Annotated in this window: 15 protein-coding genes and 1 pseudogene; 13 read left to right on the top strand and 3 right to left on the bottom strand. The window is 27.5% G+C overall.

Features of this window, described 5'->3' with window-relative positions:
• Positions 1 to 71: 71 nt before the first annotated feature.
• From ACFQ1U_RS05015 to ACFQ1U_RS04955, 13 genes are all read left to right on the top strand, one after another.
• Positions 72 to 1,367, top strand: coding sequence for an erythromycin esterase family protein (locus ACFQ1U_RS05015; RefSeq protein ID WP_386105967.1), 1,296 nt, complete (start codon positions 72 to 74; stop codon positions 1,365 to 1,367).
• A 526-nt stretch (positions 1,368 to 1,893) separates the two neighbouring features.
• A complete protein-coding gene (locus ACFQ1U_RS05010) occupies positions 1,894 to 2,451 on the top strand; it encodes a hypothetical protein (protein ID WP_386105965.1) in 558 nt (185 codons plus the stop codon).
• 168 nt (positions 2,452 to 2,619) lie between these two features.
• Positions 2,620 to 2,901, top strand: a complete 282-nt coding sequence (locus ACFQ1U_RS05005) for a hypothetical protein (RefSeq protein WP_386105963.1) — start codon at positions 2,620 to 2,622, stop codon at positions 2,899 to 2,901.
• A 174-nt stretch (positions 2,902 to 3,075) separates the two neighbouring features.
• Entirely contained in the window at positions 3,076 to 3,657 is a 582-nt protein-coding gene (locus tag ACFQ1U_RS05000; protein ID WP_386105961.1) for a Crp/Fnr family transcriptional regulator, read from the top strand.
• Positions 3,658 to 3,728: 71 nt separating this feature from the next.
• The gene (locus ACFQ1U_RS04995) at positions 3,729 to 4,538 is read left to right on the top strand and encodes an SDR family oxidoreductase (RefSeq protein ID WP_386105959.1); all 810 of its coding nucleotides are present in this window, start codon (positions 3,729 to 3,731) and stop codon (positions 4,536 to 4,538) included.
• 26 nt (positions 4,539 to 4,564) lie between these two features.
• Positions 4,565 to 5,413 (top strand): tetratricopeptide repeat protein, encoded by an 849-nt coding sequence (locus tag ACFQ1U_RS04990; protein WP_386105958.1) that lies wholly within the window; start codon positions 4,565 to 4,567, stop codon positions 5,411 to 5,413.
• Between the two features lie 85 nt (positions 5,414 to 5,498).
• Entirely contained in the window at positions 5,499 to 6,539 is a 1,041-nt protein-coding gene (locus tag ACFQ1U_RS04985; RefSeq protein ID WP_386105956.1) for a helix-turn-helix domain-containing protein, read from the top strand.
• A 109-nt stretch (positions 6,540 to 6,648) separates the two neighbouring features.
• The gene (locus ACFQ1U_RS04980; protein ID WP_386105954.1) at positions 6,649 to 7,767 is read left to right on the top strand and encodes a nuclear transport factor 2 family protein; all 1,119 of its coding nucleotides are present in this window, start codon (positions 6,649 to 6,651) and stop codon (positions 7,765 to 7,767) included.
• 173 nt (positions 7,768 to 7,940) lie between these two features.
• The gene (locus tag ACFQ1U_RS04975) at positions 7,941 to 9,680 is read left to right on the top strand and encodes an amidohydrolase family protein (protein WP_386105952.1); all 1,740 of its coding nucleotides are present in this window, start codon (positions 7,941 to 7,943) and stop codon (positions 9,678 to 9,680) included.
• Positions 9,681 to 9,684: 4 nt separating this feature from the next.
• Positions 9,685 to 10,968: an alpha/beta fold hydrolase gene (locus ACFQ1U_RS04970; protein ID WP_386105950.1), complete on the top strand. Its 1,284-nt coding sequence runs from the start codon at positions 9,685 to 9,687 to the stop codon at positions 10,966 to 10,968.
• Between the two features lie 102 nt (positions 10,969 to 11,070).
• Positions 11,071 to 11,478 carry a GNAT family N-acetyltransferase gene (locus ACFQ1U_RS04965; RefSeq protein ID WP_386105948.1) on the top strand — a complete coding sequence of 136 codons (408 nt, stop codon included), beginning with the start codon at positions 11,071 to 11,073 and terminating at the stop codon, positions 11,476 to 11,478.
• 81 nt (positions 11,479 to 11,559) lie between these two features.
• Complete coding sequence (locus ACFQ1U_RS04960) at positions 11,560 to 11,787, top strand: hypothetical protein (RefSeq protein WP_386105946.1); 228 nt, start codon at positions 11,560 to 11,562, stop codon at positions 11,785 to 11,787.
• 17 nt (positions 11,788 to 11,804) lie between these two features.
• Positions 11,805 to 12,320 (top strand): hypothetical protein, encoded by a 516-nt coding sequence (locus ACFQ1U_RS04955; RefSeq protein ID WP_386105944.1) that lies wholly within the window; start codon positions 11,805 to 11,807, stop codon positions 12,318 to 12,320.
• 32 nt (positions 12,321 to 12,352) lie between these two features.
• Here ACFQ1U_RS04955 and ACFQ1U_RS04950 read toward each other — a convergent pair whose 3' ends face one another.
• From ACFQ1U_RS04950 to ACFQ1U_RS04940, 3 genes and pseudogenes are all read right to left on the bottom strand, one after another.
• A complete protein-coding gene (locus ACFQ1U_RS04950; RefSeq protein WP_386105942.1) occupies positions 12,353 to 13,285 on the bottom strand; it encodes a PorP/SprF family type IX secretion system membrane protein in 933 nt (310 codons plus the stop codon).
• Between the two features lie 6 nt (positions 13,286 to 13,291).
• Positions 13,292 to 14,518 carry a gliding motility-associated C-terminal domain-containing protein gene (locus tag ACFQ1U_RS04945; protein ID WP_386105940.1) on the bottom strand — a complete coding sequence of 409 codons (1,227 nt, stop codon included), beginning with the start codon at positions 14,516 to 14,518 and terminating at the stop codon, positions 13,292 to 13,294.
• A gap of 26 nt (positions 14,519 to 14,544) precedes the next feature.
• Positions 14,545 to 15,359 (bottom strand): annotated as a pseudogene (locus ACFQ1U_RS04940) (hypothetical protein); the annotation flags it as partial.

Here is a 15,359-nt window from a genome sequence, read left to right as displayed (position 1 = left end):
AATTATGTATTTCTTTAACATTTTCAAAAACAAAATACTATAGTTTTGACCAAAACATTCATTTGTAGATTATGAAAAGAAAACTTTTAATAATTGTTATGTTATTTTCAGTTGTATCGGTTTCTACACAAAATTATGAAGCCGTGAAATGGATTAATAAAAATGCCATTAAAATCGAAGATACAAATCCTGACACAAAACTTTTAATTTTCAATAGTACTATTCCAAATAAATTTGTTAATGCTAAGGTTTTTGGGTTTGGAGAAGCTACTCATCACGGAAAAGAATTTTTTAATCTCAAAGCTAAATTTTTCAAATATTTAGTAAAAAATCATAATGTAAAAACTTTTATAATGGAAGAATCTTTTCCTTCTGAATCAGGTATTAATGAATGGATTTCAGGAGGTGAGGGAAATATCAATACAATTGCAAATAATTTTAGCATTGGTCCCTGGTATTGTAAAGAAATAGTGAACCTTTTAAAATGGATGAGAGATTATAATTCCAATAAAAAAAAAGAAGAACAAATCTATTTTTATGGAATGGACATCCAGTATGTGAAAAATATTAATCAAAAAATTCGTGATTTTGTACAAAAAAATAGAATTCCTATTAAAGAAGAACTTCTAAATACTTTAGATAGATGTGTGAATAAAAAAGTTGACTACGGGAAAAAATCAAACTGGGATAAGCTTCAAACTCCAAAATTGAATGAAATTGAGAATGCTTTAATTGAACATCAAAAGAATAATAAAAACTATACTGAATTTACTTCGGTTATTAGAGCTTTAAATTATTTAAAAAAATATACTTTCTATGTACAAAATAATTACAGTCAAGATAGAGATTTTAAAATGTTTGAAAATGTTAAATGGATAATTGAAAATGAATCAAAAAACGGAAAAGCTTTTATTTGGGCTCATAATGAACATATCAATAACAATGGTTTTGGAAATTACAGTAAACGCAATATTTACAACTTGGGTAAATACTTAAAAGAATATTATAAGAATGAATATTATAGTGTAGGATTTGATTTTGGTTCTGGAATAATCCCAGGGATTAAAACTGAAAATGGTACGTCAAGCGTTTGGAAACAGTTTACCCTTAAAAAACCTTTTAAAAACACCTACGCAGAAACACTTTTTAAATCAAACATTGACGTTTATTTTATTGATTTAAATAAAGCTTTAAATAGTAATATCAAATCTTTTTTTTGTAAAAAAAACAAACAGTTAATTGCTGGTGGTAGTGGTTATCAATCTAAAAAAAATAATTTAGTAAGTAAAAAATATTCTGAAATGTATGACGGACTAATTTTTGTCAAAAAATTATCAATCTCAAATTCTAATTTAAGTGTTAAATAAATCTTTAACCAAAATTCAGGATGGATTCTTCTACTTCTAAATAAACTAAAAATTACTGATTCTAGTATAACTAATAATAGGTAGCTAGAATTGTCGATTGAAAATTGAATAAAATAGCGCTAAACATTAATGAAATAAATTATCAAACTATACAAAAACCGTTTGTTACAGTTTTAGGACTAAAAGCTGAATACCATCTTAATAATTTTTTAAAATATTACACAGTTTTAGACATTGTCTAATTCATTTAACTTGAGTTCATGAAGAAAAAATTAAGCTTTTTTACCAATTTTATTTGAAGTTAGAAAAAAAAATGGTGGTTAACGTTATTTGGGAAGTCCGTTTAGAAAAATCTTTAACTTATTTATAGTATTTTATCCAAGGAGAATTATCGAATATTAGAACAATTCATAAAGAATAAAAAAAAATTTTATTAATCATTCTAACTAAAACTAATAAGCATAGCATACAACTATTATTCTAATTACTATATATTTAACTATTTTACTAAAAACTATCATATTTCATGAAAAAGATACTAATATTTACATTATTTATACTATCCTCAAATGTAATTGAAGCGCAATTCATTAAAGAAAAATCAATAACTGCACAAATTGGTTATGGCCTAAGTGCACCCAATAACAGTGTAGACAATACTATTAATAAAGGTTTTTTTGCTCAAGGAGAATTAGTTCTCAAGTTAAAGTCTTGGATTGAAATTAGGCCTTATGCAGGACTAATATTAACAAACTCAAATGGAAAAAATCAAGATGGAAATCCAACCAACGAAAAAGCAGAATCGAAAGCGTTACTAATTGGAGCTAAAACAAGAGTTAGAGCACCTATTAAATGGGTTGCTCCTTATCTAGAAATTGGACTTGGAACATCTATTGGTAAATTTGAAACGAATACAGCATTTTATAACATAGAAAAAAGTGGAATAATATACCACATACCATTCTCTGTAGGTCTTGAATTAGGAAAAAATAATAATTTTGATTTAGGATTTGCATATTATATTCAACCATCGGTTGAACAATTTGCTGGTGCAGTTGCAATTGGAATTTCATTTCCAATTTAAAATAATGATTATTTTATACCTTATTTTACCACTTTATAAATATAACTAACAAGAAAACAGTAAAATTGTTTAATTTTAACTATATTAAGGCAACTTCTATCGATTTTATTATTTTTTTAATAAATCATTAGCAGTTTAGTTATGAAAAGATAAATTAAAATACTAAGTATGAGTTTTGGTGGTTCAGTCTCCGCAATGATTTCTTCATTGAAGAATAATTCTAGAGCAAAAAGAAAAAGTTATTTTGATAATAAAAATAATAAGTATTCAAACGAAAATGAAAAAAATTCTGTTGCTTATAAAAAAGCAACTCCTGAACAAATTGCAGAAATAAAAAATAAACTAATTAAAGAAAATAAGAAAGAGCGCTTAAAAAACATAATATTTATAATTTTTGCATTAATATCCATTATTATGTTATTATTATTTTTAAATAACTTAACTATTTAACGTTTCTTCTTTAAGTATGAAAGAAAATAATCAAACAGGTTATAATGTATTTAAACAATTTCCCTTTCAGGATTAAAGTTCTAATACTTCTAAATAATTAACTATTATTTAGAAGTATTTAATTATAAATCAATTAAATATCTATCAAGTAAATTCTCATTTTCTAAACACTTAGTGGAAAATAAAATTAGCAACATAAAAAGCTTAATTTCAAATTACATAGAAATTACAGATGAAGAATTACTAAGTTATTCCTCAAAATTTCGTGTAAAAGAATATAAAAAAAAGGATATTATTTTAAATGAGGGTGATATTTGCAGAGATGTTTTATTTGTAGAAAAAGGGCTATTAAGAATTTATTTCACTGATATAAACGGAGATGAAAAAACATTTCATTTTGCATTAGAAAACACTTTCGCTACTGATTATGAAAGCTTTTTAAGAAAAGCTTCTTCAAACTATTCAATACAAGCTTTAGAAGACACAACTGTTGTACTCATGTCATTTGATATGTTAAAAAATGGCTACAAAGAGCTTAAAAATGGAGAAAAATTAGGAAGATTACTTGCGGAAGAGTACTTTTTTATATTCAGCCATAAAATACAATCAATCTATACAAAAACACCATTAGAAAGGTATAATAGCCTAAGTAAAAGTTTTCCTCAAATTCTGCAACGTGTACCTCAACACTACATTGCATCTTTTTTAAACATTAGTTCTGTCCATCTTAGTAGACTTATCAATGCTAAGCGTTAACATTTGTTATCGTTTAACTTTTTAAAACCAAATATTTTTGTTCGAATTAAATAATTAAGAAGTTAAAAAACATGAACTATATTCAAGGAAAAACGGTTTTAATCACAGGCGGAGCATCTGGTATTGGTAAAATAATGGCCCGTTTAATGTTACAACGAAAAGCTACAGTATTAATATGGGATATCAATCAAAATGGAATTGATGCAACAATAAAAGAGTTTTCAAGCCTTGGATATATATATGGTTTTAAAGTTGATATTTCAGATATAAAGCAAATACAGGACACCGCAAAAATTGTGAAATCAAAAATTGGTGTAGTAGATATTTTAATTAATAATGCTGGAATTGTTGTAGGCAAATATTTTAAAGATCACTCGGTTAACGATATTATAAAAACCATGAATATTAACTCTAATGCTCCTATGCACATTACAATGGAGTTTTTAAATGATATGATAGCACAAAATTCTGGTCATATTTGTAATATTGCATCATTAGGCGGCGTAATTTCAAACCCTAAAATGTCTGTTTATGCAGCAAGTAAGTGGGCAGTAATTGGTTGGTCTGATAGTTTGCGTTTGGAACTAACACAAATGAAAAAAGCTGTCAAGGTAACCACCATAATGCCATACTTTATTAATACAGGTATGTTTGATGGTGTGAAATCGAAAATTCCTATTCTAGAACCTGAAGCAACCGCTCTAACAATTGTGAAAGCTATTGAAAAAAGAAAAAAAATACTATCAATACCAGGATATCTTTATAGAGTAACAAGGTTAGGACAAGCAATTATGTCTATTAACTTTTTTGATTGGTTTGCTGGTAATATTCTTGGAATATATAATACAATGGAACACTTTACAGGACGAAAAAAAAAATAAAAAACAATAGTTAACACTTTTATACCATGAACATTATAAGCTATATAAAATTTAAGATTCGTAAAGTAGTTTACACCTCTATAGTGTTAATGTTCTTTCTTGGTTGTGATAACAACTCCTCAACAAAAAAAGAAATAAACAATTCTCAAAAAAATTCTGAAAAGAAAAATGAAATACTTTACAAGCACCTTAAAAATGGAGCTTGGAAATATGATTTATATTCAAAAGAATGGCAAACAGAAATAGATAAAGGTTTAGCTAAGGATAGTACAATTGCTTATTTATGGCAACAAAAAGCAATGCCTTTATTTAAACAAGCTAAATATGAAGTTGGTATGAAATTTATTGATAAAGCTGTAAAATATGATCGAATACGATGGCAAGATTACAGAGCTTACATCAAATGTATTTTTGCTAAAACATATAAAGACGCTGTTAATGATTTTGAAGATTGTAAAAAAAGATTTGGAAATAACTATGTAATGGATCATACCTATAATTTTTATATTGGTTTATGTTATCTACAATTGAATCAATTTAAAAAAGCACTCCATATTTTTGAAAAAGATTACAATGAAACATTAAAAGATAAAGGGGAAAATTGGATTCATCATCTTGATCTGTTCTATTATGGAATCTCTAAATATGAGATAGGTGACTACAATGGTGCTATTTTACTTTTTGATAAAGCCCTTAAATTATATCCTCAATTCTCAGATGTTCTCTATTATAAATCTAAATGTTTAGAAAAACTTAATAAGCTTACTGAAGCTAATAAAATTATTAAAATTGCTGAAGATTATGCACAAAAAGGCTATTCAATAAATGAAAGTGGTTCTCCGTATGAAAGATTTCCATATCAAGTTAGATGGTAAAAAAATACTGAATTGATATTATTTAAATGAAGTTTAAAACTCTAATTAATTATTAATAACTATTTTTAAGCTTAAAATTTAAAAATTGAACTTTCAAAATACTTTAATATTCTTTTTTAGTGCTTTAGGTGCTTTTAATAGCATAATTTTAAGTGGTTATTTTATTTTTTTCGCGAAACCTAAACATCCTTCTAATTATTTTTTAGGAGCGCTATTAGCAGTTGCTAGTATTAGAGTATGGAAGTCTTTGTTTTTTTATTTTGATCCTTCAATTTCTAAAAACTATCTCCAAGTTGGGCTTTCTGCTTGCTTTTTAATTGGTCCTTTTTTGTACTTCTATGTAGCATCAAAAATTACTAAATCAAAAAAAATAACCAAAAATAGCTTAGTTCAAATTACAGGTTTGTTTACTACGATTTTAGGGTTAGGTATAGTATTCCCATATAAATATAACATCACTTTATGGACACAATATTTTTATCCAATAATTAATATTCAATGGTTATTATACATATTAGCAACAGCTTATTTATTACGTGGAAAAATAAAAAAACTAATAACCAAAGAACATAAAATTAATTATGATGAAATTTGGTTAATGAGTGTTTTTTTTGGAATTTTAATAATTTGGACTGCATATAATACTGCCAGTTATACATCTTACATTGTTGGTGCTTTATCTTTCTCTTTTGTATTTTATTTATCAACACTTCTTATTTTTTTGAAACGTAAAAAAGAATTTGTTACCACGGTAAAAAAAGAAAAATATGCTAATGCTAATTTAGATTATACAACTGCAAAAACTTTATTAAACAAATTAGAAAAAAATATATCATCAAAAAAACTATACACCAATCCTAATTTAACGCTACCTCTTTTAGCAAAAGAAATTGGAATAAGACCACAAATACTATCTGAATTATTAAATAATAATCTTCACAAAAGCTTCAATCAATATATAAATGAATACAGGATTGAAGAAGCAAAAAACCTACTAAAAACTCATCCTGAAATAAAAATTGAAATTATAGCTGAGAAATGTGGCTACAATTCAAAAAGTACATTTTATACTGCTTTTAAAAAAATAACAAACACAACACCAGCTAAATACAACAAAAACTTATAAAAAAACAACAGTACTAATGTATACATTAGTACTGTTGAAATATAATTTTATACCCTTAGTAATAAAAGCTTACTGTAACATTGTTTTGAATTAAAAAACATTATTACACATGAAAAATTTTCTTTTACTAGGATTATTATTCCTTTTAACAAAATCATTTGGACAATCAGAAACCGATTTAATTAAAGAATGTATAGCTAATTATATCAACGGAACTTCTTATAATCAGCCTAAATTAATTCAAAAAGCATTTTATTCAGATGCTAATTTGTATTTAGATAATAAAAACAGTGAATTATGGATTGTTCCGGCTAAACAGTATCAAAGCTGGTACGAAAACAAAAAAGAAGGAGAATTTAATGGACGAATTGGTAATTTAATATCATTAGAACAAATAAATACCATAGCAAGTGCAAAAGTAGAAATCTTATTCCCTCAAAATAACATGAAATATATTGATCTGTTTTTGTTAAAAAAGATTGAAGGAAGCTGGAAAATAATCAGTAAAGCAGCTACAAAAGATACACAAACTAATAAAGTTGTTGGTGATAAAATATTATTTGTAGTATCTAATGCAGCTTATTATGGAAATTCAAAACTACCTACCGGAAATAGTTTTTCTGAATTAGTAAATGCCTATAATACTTTTAAAAAAGAAGGATTTACGGTTGAATTTGTAAGCCCTATGGGAGGAAGTATTCCTTTATCATATATCAATCCAAAAGATCCTTTAATCATAGAATATTTATATGATTCAGAGTTTATGTATAAATTAAAAAACACTTATAAACCATCAGAAATCAATAGTAATAATTTTAAGGCGGTACATTATATTGGAGGAGGAAGTGCTATGTTTGGAGTTCCTGAAAATAAAGATATTCAAAAAATAAGTATGCAAATTTATGAAGATAATGACGGAATAATTTCTTCTGTATGTCATGGAACAGCCGGAATTGTGAACTTAAAAACTAAAAATGGAAACTATTTATTTAAAAACAAAGTAGTAAGCGGTTATCCAGATTCTTTTGAAAAAAAAGATGCAGAATATTTTAAGCATTTTCCTTTTTTAATTCAAAAAACATTAGAAAATAGAGGAGCTACTTTTAAATTTTCACCAAGAAATAATAGCCATGTAGAAGTTGATGGTAATTTAATAACTGGTCAAAATTATTTATCGTCAGCTGGTGTAGCTTTGAAGATTATAGAAAATTTAAAGAAAAGAAATTAACAGATTATAATTATTTAAGTTTAAAAATGACGATTTAAAGAGGTCGTCATTTTTATACAATATGTTTTATCTTAAAAGTAACACAAACATTGTATTATATGTATATTTAACATCTGTTAATTAGTTGTACATCTAATTAACAAGGTTAAACTTAAATTAAATATCAACAAAAAATGCTAAAAAAAACGTTAACACTACTCTTATTTTTATCTTCTTATTTTACAATTTATAGCCAAACATACATTACTAATGTAACTATTGCTGATGTTGAAAAAGAACAGTTAATTGCCAATCAAACTGTAGTAATTGAAAATGGAATTATTTCAAAAATTAAAAAAAGTAATAAAATAACAATTCCGGTAAATGCAGAAGTTATAAATGGAGAAAATAAATTTTTATTTCCTGGTTTAGTAGATTCTCACATACATTTTTTTCAAAATGGTGGATTATATACTCGCCCAGACGCTATTAATTTACAAAAAGTAAAAAGCTATCAAGATGAAATTGAACTAGCTCAAAATGATATGGAAGCAAAACTAAGACGTTATCTCCAAAATGGAATAACTTCGTTAGTTGATGTGGGTGCTACCTATAACTTTTTAAAACAACGTAAAAATTTTAAAAACAAACCCTATTCTCCAACAGTATTTATGACAGGACCGTTACTTACAACTTATAAACCAGAGGTTTATAATAACTTAGGTGATGATGAACCGTTTATACTTACCACTACCCCTGAAAAAGGAGTAGAAATAGTTAGAGACCAAGTAAAAAATAATGCTGACTTTATTAAAATTTGGTATATAGTAGGTACCGATGGTTTAAGTGATGAAGAAAGTGCTAAAAAAAACCTTCCAATAGTTAAGGCTATAATTAATGAAGCGCATAAAAACAATTTAAAAGTTGCTGTACATGCTACAGAAAGAATTACTGCGCAATTAGCTGTAGAAAATGGCGCAGATTTTTTAGTACATAGCGTTCAAGATGAAATTGTAAAAAAAGACTTTGTACAGTTACTTAAAAAAAATAAAACAGTACTTTGCCCATCTTTAATAGTAAGCGCTGCTTATTTTAACACTTTTGGTCAAAAAATTTCATTTAGTAATCATGAATTATTAAAGGCAGATCCATATCAATTAGGATCTCTTTTAGATCTTAGACATATATCTGATACAGCCACTGTTAATAGGTATAAAAACTTTGCTAACTCAAAACAAAGTATCGAAAGAATCAAAAAAAGAGAAGCTATTAGTAAAGCTAACCTTAAAATTTTATCAGATGCAGGTGTATTAATTGCTAGTGGTACTGACGCTGGTAATATTGGAACATTACATGCTTCTTCTTATTTAACAGAGTTAAAAGTTATGAAAGAAAGCGGAATGAGTAACTGGAAAATCATACAATCCTCTACGGTTAACGGTGCTAAAATTTTTGATAAAGAAAATGAACTCGGTACTGTAACTGAAGGTAAAAAAGCCAATCTTATTTTATTAAACCAAAATCCAATAGAAAATCTAGATCATTTAACCAAAATACATACTGTTTTTAATAACGGAAAAGTTATTAAACCAGATAGTTTATTAAAAGACACGCCTAGAGACTTAGCTCAAAGACAACTAAATGCTTATAATTTAAGAAATATTGATGCTTTTTTAGAGCCATATGCAGATGATGTTGAAATATATACCTTTCCCAACAAACTATCTTTTAAAGGAAAAGATATTATGAGAAAGAAGTATATACCTCTATTTGAAAAAATACCAAACCTACACTGTCAAGTTACCGAAAGAATTGTTAAAGGAAATATTGTTATTGATAAAGAAGTGGTAACAGTAAAAAACAGAACTGTTGAAGCTATAGCAATATATCATATAGAGAATGGGAAAATTAAAAAAGTATACTTTGTAGACTAAAGAGATGAAAAAATTATTTACAATCATAACCGCATGCTTTATAAGTACTATAATAGCTCAAAATAAAATTATTAAAAAAAGCTGGACATCATATTCACAATCTATCGATATTTCATCTTGGGAAGGTCATGATTTTGAAGTATCTGCCTATTTAAAAAAAGATAAATCATCTAAAGGTAAATCAGCTTTATGGTCAAGAATTGATAAGACTGATAACACCTATGGTTTTTTTGCCAATGACGCCTATAACGAAACCGTAATTGTTACAAATAACTGGAAAAAATTTAAAATTACTGGTAAAGTAGATAGTAACGCTGATCAATTATATTTTGGTGCATTTTGCCAAGGAAATGGTAATTTTTATTTTGATGCTTTTGAAGTTAAGGTAAAAACAAAACAAGGCATTTGGAAAAAGTTATCCATAACAAATTCAGGTTTCGAAAATGATAGCAAAACAGATACCTGGAATGAAGGTATCAGAAAAAACAAAATTGAAAATGTTGCCAACTACAGCATCAGTTATAACTCAGCTGATAAGTACGAAGGTACTAAAGCTTTAAAAATTAGTGCCTCCAACATAATAGGTAATAACAATGGTAAATATGTTACTGTTAACAATGTAAAACTATATTATGAAACTTATGGCGAAGGAGAACCTTTATTAATGATTCATGGTAACGGACAATCTTTAAATGCTTTCATAAATCAGGTTGATTACTTTTCAAAACATTATAAAGTTATTTTAGTAGATTGTAGAGGTCGTGGAAATGCTACTTTTGATTATAATACTGAACTTACCTATACACTAGAAGCTAACGATATGAAATTATTTTTAGATAAAATTGGCATATCAAAAACTCATATTTTAGGTTGGAGCGATGGTGGTATTATCGGAATCGTAATGGCTATTAATTACCCTGAAAAAGTAGATAAATTAATTGCAATGGGAGCAAATATTAATCCACAAGGTTTAAAAGATCTTGATGCCTTACATAGAAATATTAAAGAGATTGAGTCCAGTAATAAACAAGAAAAACAACTGTTTTTATCTTTATATAAATTAATGGCCTATTACCCTAAATTAACTTATAAAGATTTAAATGTAATAACCTCTAAAACTCTTATAATAGCTGGCGATAATGATGAAATAAAAAACACTCATACTGTTAAAATGTTTGAAGCTATAAAAGATGCTCAACTAGCTATCTTACCTAACGAAACGCATTATCTTCCTGAAGAAAACCCAGATTTATTTAATCAAATTGTATTAAAATTTTTATCAAAATAAAAAAGAAGTTACCTAACTTATTTAGTAGTTATTTAGCTTTATAAAAAAGAAATAGTATATTAATAATCAAACTGTTACTTTTACCATTAAATTGCTTTATACATGTTAAGTAAAAAAATAACTTACACAATAGGAAAAATTCCAAATACTGAAGCTATCATAAACGTTTATAATAGCTCAGGAATTATAAGACCAACTGATGATAAAGCTAGAATTAGAAAAATGTATGATAATTCTAACTTAGTTATAGCTGCTTGGAATGGGTTTGAATTAGTTGGTATATCAAGAGCTATAACAGACTATTGTTACAGTTGTTATTTATCTGACTTAGCCATAAAGAAAGAATTCCAGAAAGAAGGAATTGGTAAAGAATTAATTAACAGAACAAGAAATGAAATTGGTAATAATACAACCTTAATACTTTTAGCCGCACCCGGTGCTATAGACTACTATCCTAAAGTTGGGTTCTCTAAAATTGAAAATGGTTATATGATAAAAAGAGAAATTTAATATCAAAAAAAATATTACTGAGTAAAAACTCAGTTCTGCATTTAGAATTTATGTAATAAATTTGAAAAAAAATTAACTGCTATGATTGATAAACTATTTTTAAAGTATTTAACAAAAAAAGGTAAAATAGGCTATTTTGTTGGACAAATTATAACCGCTTCTCTTTGGGCATATTATATTTTTGGTGTTGAAAAATTATCAAGAGCCAATGGAGAAGTAAAATTATTTGCTGGTCTATTAATTAATACTGTTTTATGGGGTGTTATTTCTGTTATGCTCTGGAAAAAACAAAATATTACATCTTTATAAGTTAAATACTACAAACTATGTCTGTGCCATTAAATGCATTATTATTTTCAATAATATTTTTAACCAATATAAACACTAATTTATATTCAGATGTAACTTATGTTGAAATTAATGAACAGTTAAAAACTGTTACTATTAATTATACTAACATTTTAATAAGTGAAGAGGATGTATTTTTAGAGGATGAAATACTAAGTCAAATTATTAAACCATCTATAAAAAGTATTGAGCCTCATTTAAAGTATATTTCATCTTCCTATACAAAAGAAGATAATCATGTAAACGTTAATTTCAAATTTAAGTTCACTGATAACAAGGTAATACAAGAATTGTTTTTAATTGATTTAGAAAACCAACAGTGTAAAATATATAAAGGAGAAAATATTAGTATTAACAACGAAAAATTCATTGAGCTTGACAATCAAAGAGAATTTGTTGTTTTTACAAGAAGTAATAACGGTATTTATAACATAGAATATAGATGGGATAAAAAAATTATTTATCCTAAATTAATTTCATTATCAAATAAATAAAAAAAAGAGGTAACTTAGTTACCTCTTTTTGATTAATAAAATCGATCTCCTTTAGTAAGTTCTTTATCCTCTCCTGCTTCTTTTTTAAAATCAAATAGCAGTATTAATTCATGTGATCCAGAATTAAAATCACCAATATTAGATAAAGTATGATCATATGAATATCCAAATCTTAAAGACCTGTTTACTCTAAAATTTAACAACGCGCTAAACGAATCCTCTATTCTATGAGAAATACCAAACTCAAACTTATCGTTCCATAAAACATTTACTGATATATCCAGTGATAAAGGGGCATTTTTAGCATATTTTGTTAAAAAAGATGGTTTAATTTTAAAGTGTTCGTTTAAGTCAAAAATAATTCCACTAGTAACAAATGTATGCATTTCTTCAGATGCTTTTGTTATCGTACCACCTTCTCTTTGAAAGTGTAAAGTCTCTAAGACATTGGGCATTGAAAATCCGAAATAAAACTTTGGTCTATAATAAAAAACTCCCAAACCAAAATTAGGATGCGCTTTATTAACATCTTGAGCAAACTGAGGGTCATTTTCATCTACTTGCTTTAACTCTAGGGTACCTATTTGTTGAAATGTTGCTCCAGCTTTAACCCCTAAAGCTAATTTTGAATTTTCTGAAAACTTTAATGAATATGAATAATCTGCATATAAATGTGTTTCCTTTACAGGCCCAGCTTTATCATGTAGTAAAGAGACTCCTAATCCCATACTTTTAGCTATTGGTGAATTTATAAATGCACTAATTGTTTGTGGCGCACCTTTTACTCCAACCCATTGAGACCTTCCTGTAATACCTAAACTCATAACATCTTTAGTACCAGCATAAGCTGGATTTATTAAAGACATATTGTACATATAGTTAGTATATTGAGTGTCTTGTTGAGCATATAACCTAATAACTATTAAAAGTATTAAGCTTAACAATAATTTTTCCCTTCTTTTCATAAAATGTTATTTACTTAAATACACCCAACTTTGATATGGCTTTGTTTTCCCATCATTAAAATCTACTATATACCAATAAGTAGCTGTTGGTACTTTACCTCCGTCTCCTCCTCTTTTTCCGTTAGCGCTTCCATCCCACCACATAGGGTTTGTTTTTCCATTATTGGAATAATCATAAACGATATTCCCATACCTATTGTAAATTTTCATGATAAAATTTGGGTATTTTTCAGCTAAACCGGGGATCTGAAAAACATCATTCATGCCATCATCATTAGGTGAGAAAGATCCTGAGGCATCAAAATCAATTCCTGAATCCTCATCTAAATTTAAATTTTTTCGAGCTAATGTAAAAACTCCGTACTCACTAACTGTAGCAGTAATTGAATTTTCAGTTTCGTTTACCTCTCCTCCTTCGTCAATCCATTTACTTCCATCCCATCTTACTATGATAATGTTTTCGGGATAATTAGCTAAAAATCCAGGCGTAGTAACAGAATTCCATGTTAGTGTAACAGCTACTTCACTACTACCGCTTTCTCTGTTAATTACCCAATATTCGTTCATATCTACTAAACCAACAGTTATTTCTTTCTGGTCTCCTGAATAATTTACATCAGAATTTTCCCAGTTAAATGCTACATAAAACTGACAAGTTTCCTCGTCAGGTGCACTAATACCAGCTGGTCTAGCTACAAAAACATCTTCTTTATAAGCACCTACTGGAAATAAGAATTCATTTTTACCAATTTTTCTAGCCTTATTATTAGCATAGCTATTATCAGAATAGCCTTCATAACTACTACCGTTTCTAAAAGTAAGAATACCATTTAAGTCTTCTAGAATAACTCCATCTTGAAAAAATGAGGTACCGTAAATATTTAACTCCTTTTCTAAAACAAAAGCAAAGTCTTGAGACGGATTATTAAATTCTACATTAAATAGATTAGTTTCTCCTTCTCCACTTATTGTTTGTTTTTCCTCACCTATAAAATAAATTGTACCATTAGATATATTGTTATCAAAACCAATAGACCCGTTGTTTAATACATTTTTAAATAAGAATAAATCTCCGTTGTTTGAAATCAACGCATCAGAATTTAAAAAACTATCTTCATAAACACTAACTTCTGTTTCAGAAGCAATGTACAACTCTCCTTTATTAAGAAACTGAGCATGTAAGCTAGCATAAAATAAGCTAGCTATACATGTATTCAATATATATTTGTTCATTGTAATAAGTTTTAAGTTTTATAAAATTATAATACACTTAAAGGTCCAGAATGAACAACAAACCAATAATGATTACCATCAGGATCTAAACCACACTGATAGGTAACCGTTTGACTACCGCCCAATGCTTGAACATTTAAACCTAATAAACTTCCTACAAGTCCATCTCCTTTAATTAGATTCCCGCCTCCTAACACACTAATACTTAAGTTCAATCCAATTAAAGTGGCTCTATTAACAACAGTGATTTTATTTCCAACATTAGCTGCACTTGGTAAAGGAAGCTCTACTTCTGCTCCTAAACCTAGAGTAATTAATGATGTATTTTGAATAACAACGGTTCCATCATTATCTGTAATTACAGTTTTAGAACTCGGATCTGTTAATACTCTGATACTATTCATTCTATTAATTTGAGCTAATAATGAAGCTATATCAGTAGTATTTGTTGTTATGTTACCAGTGTTTGTTGAAACATCAGAAGCTAATGTAGAAGCTCCTAAATCTACTGTTGAACTAGATTTTGTTATACTGATAGTATTACCTGATAGAGAAATATCTTGATTATCCGTATCAATATTAGTCCAAGTTGTACCATCTGTAGTTTTATAAACAATACCCGTAACAGTATCTATATATAATTGTCCTGGTGAACCGGTTACAGAACCATTTGGATTTACAATACCCGTTAAAGCTGCATCAGCTCCATCAGCTCCTGCTGCGCCAACTAAACTAGTTCCTGATCCCCATGCGCCACCTGATTTAGGGCCGTAGATTAAATTATCATCCGTATCAATGTAGAAATCGCCATCAACTCCTTCTGTAGTTGGACTTACCGTAC

Source organism: Tenacibaculum geojense, from assembly GCF_042676005.1.
In the GTDB taxonomy this organism is placed as follows: Bacteria; Bacteroidota; Bacteroidia; order Flavobacteriales; family Flavobacteriaceae; genus Polaribacter; species Polaribacter geojense.
The sequence above is the reverse complement of the archived record's forward strand: the minus strand, read 5'-3'. Positions and strand labels throughout refer to the sequence as shown.

Coding starts and splice junctions, on each gene's coding strand:
- ACFQ1U_RS05015 (WP_386105967.1), top strand. CDS start 72: ATGAAAAGAAAACTTTTAATAATTGTTATGTTATTTTCAGTTGTATCG.
- ACFQ1U_RS05010 (WP_386105965.1), top strand. CDS start 1,894: ATGAAAAAGATACTAATATTTACATTATTTATACTATCCTCAAATGTA.
- ACFQ1U_RS05005 (WP_386105963.1), top strand. CDS start 2,620: ATGAGTTTTGGTGGTTCAGTCTCCGCAATGATTTCTTCATTGAAGAAT.
- ACFQ1U_RS04995 (WP_386105959.1), top strand. CDS start 3,729: ATGAACTATATTCAAGGAAAAACGGTTTTAATCACAGGCGGAGCATCT.
- ACFQ1U_RS04990 (WP_386105958.1), top strand. CDS start 4,565: ATGAACATTATAAGCTATATAAAATTTAAGATTCGTAAAGTAGTTTAC.
- ACFQ1U_RS04980 (WP_386105954.1), top strand. CDS start 6,649: ATGAAAAATTTTCTTTTACTAGGATTATTATTCCTTTTAACAAAATCA.
- ACFQ1U_RS04975 (WP_386105952.1), top strand. CDS start 7,941: ATGCTAAAAAAAACGTTAACACTACTCTTATTTTTATCTTCTTATTTT.
- ACFQ1U_RS04970 (WP_386105950.1), top strand. CDS start 9,685: ATGAAAAAATTATTTACAATCATAACCGCATGCTTTATAAGTACTATA.
- ACFQ1U_RS04965 (WP_386105948.1), top strand. CDS start 11,071: ATGTTAAGTAAAAAAATAACTTACACAATAGGAAAAATTCCAAATACT.
- ACFQ1U_RS04960 (WP_386105946.1), top strand. CDS start 11,560: ATGATTGATAAACTATTTTTAAAGTATTTAACAAAAAAAGGTAAAATA.
- ACFQ1U_RS04955 (WP_386105944.1), top strand. CDS start 11,805: ATGTCTGTGCCATTAAATGCATTATTATTTTCAATAATATTTTTAACC.
- ACFQ1U_RS04950 (WP_386105942.1), bottom strand. CDS start 13,285: ATGAAAAGAAGGGAAAAATTATTGTTAAGCTTAATACTTTTAATAGTT.
- ACFQ1U_RS04945 (WP_386105940.1), bottom strand. CDS start 14,518: ATGAACAAATATATATTGAATACATGTATAGCTAGCTTATTTTATGCT.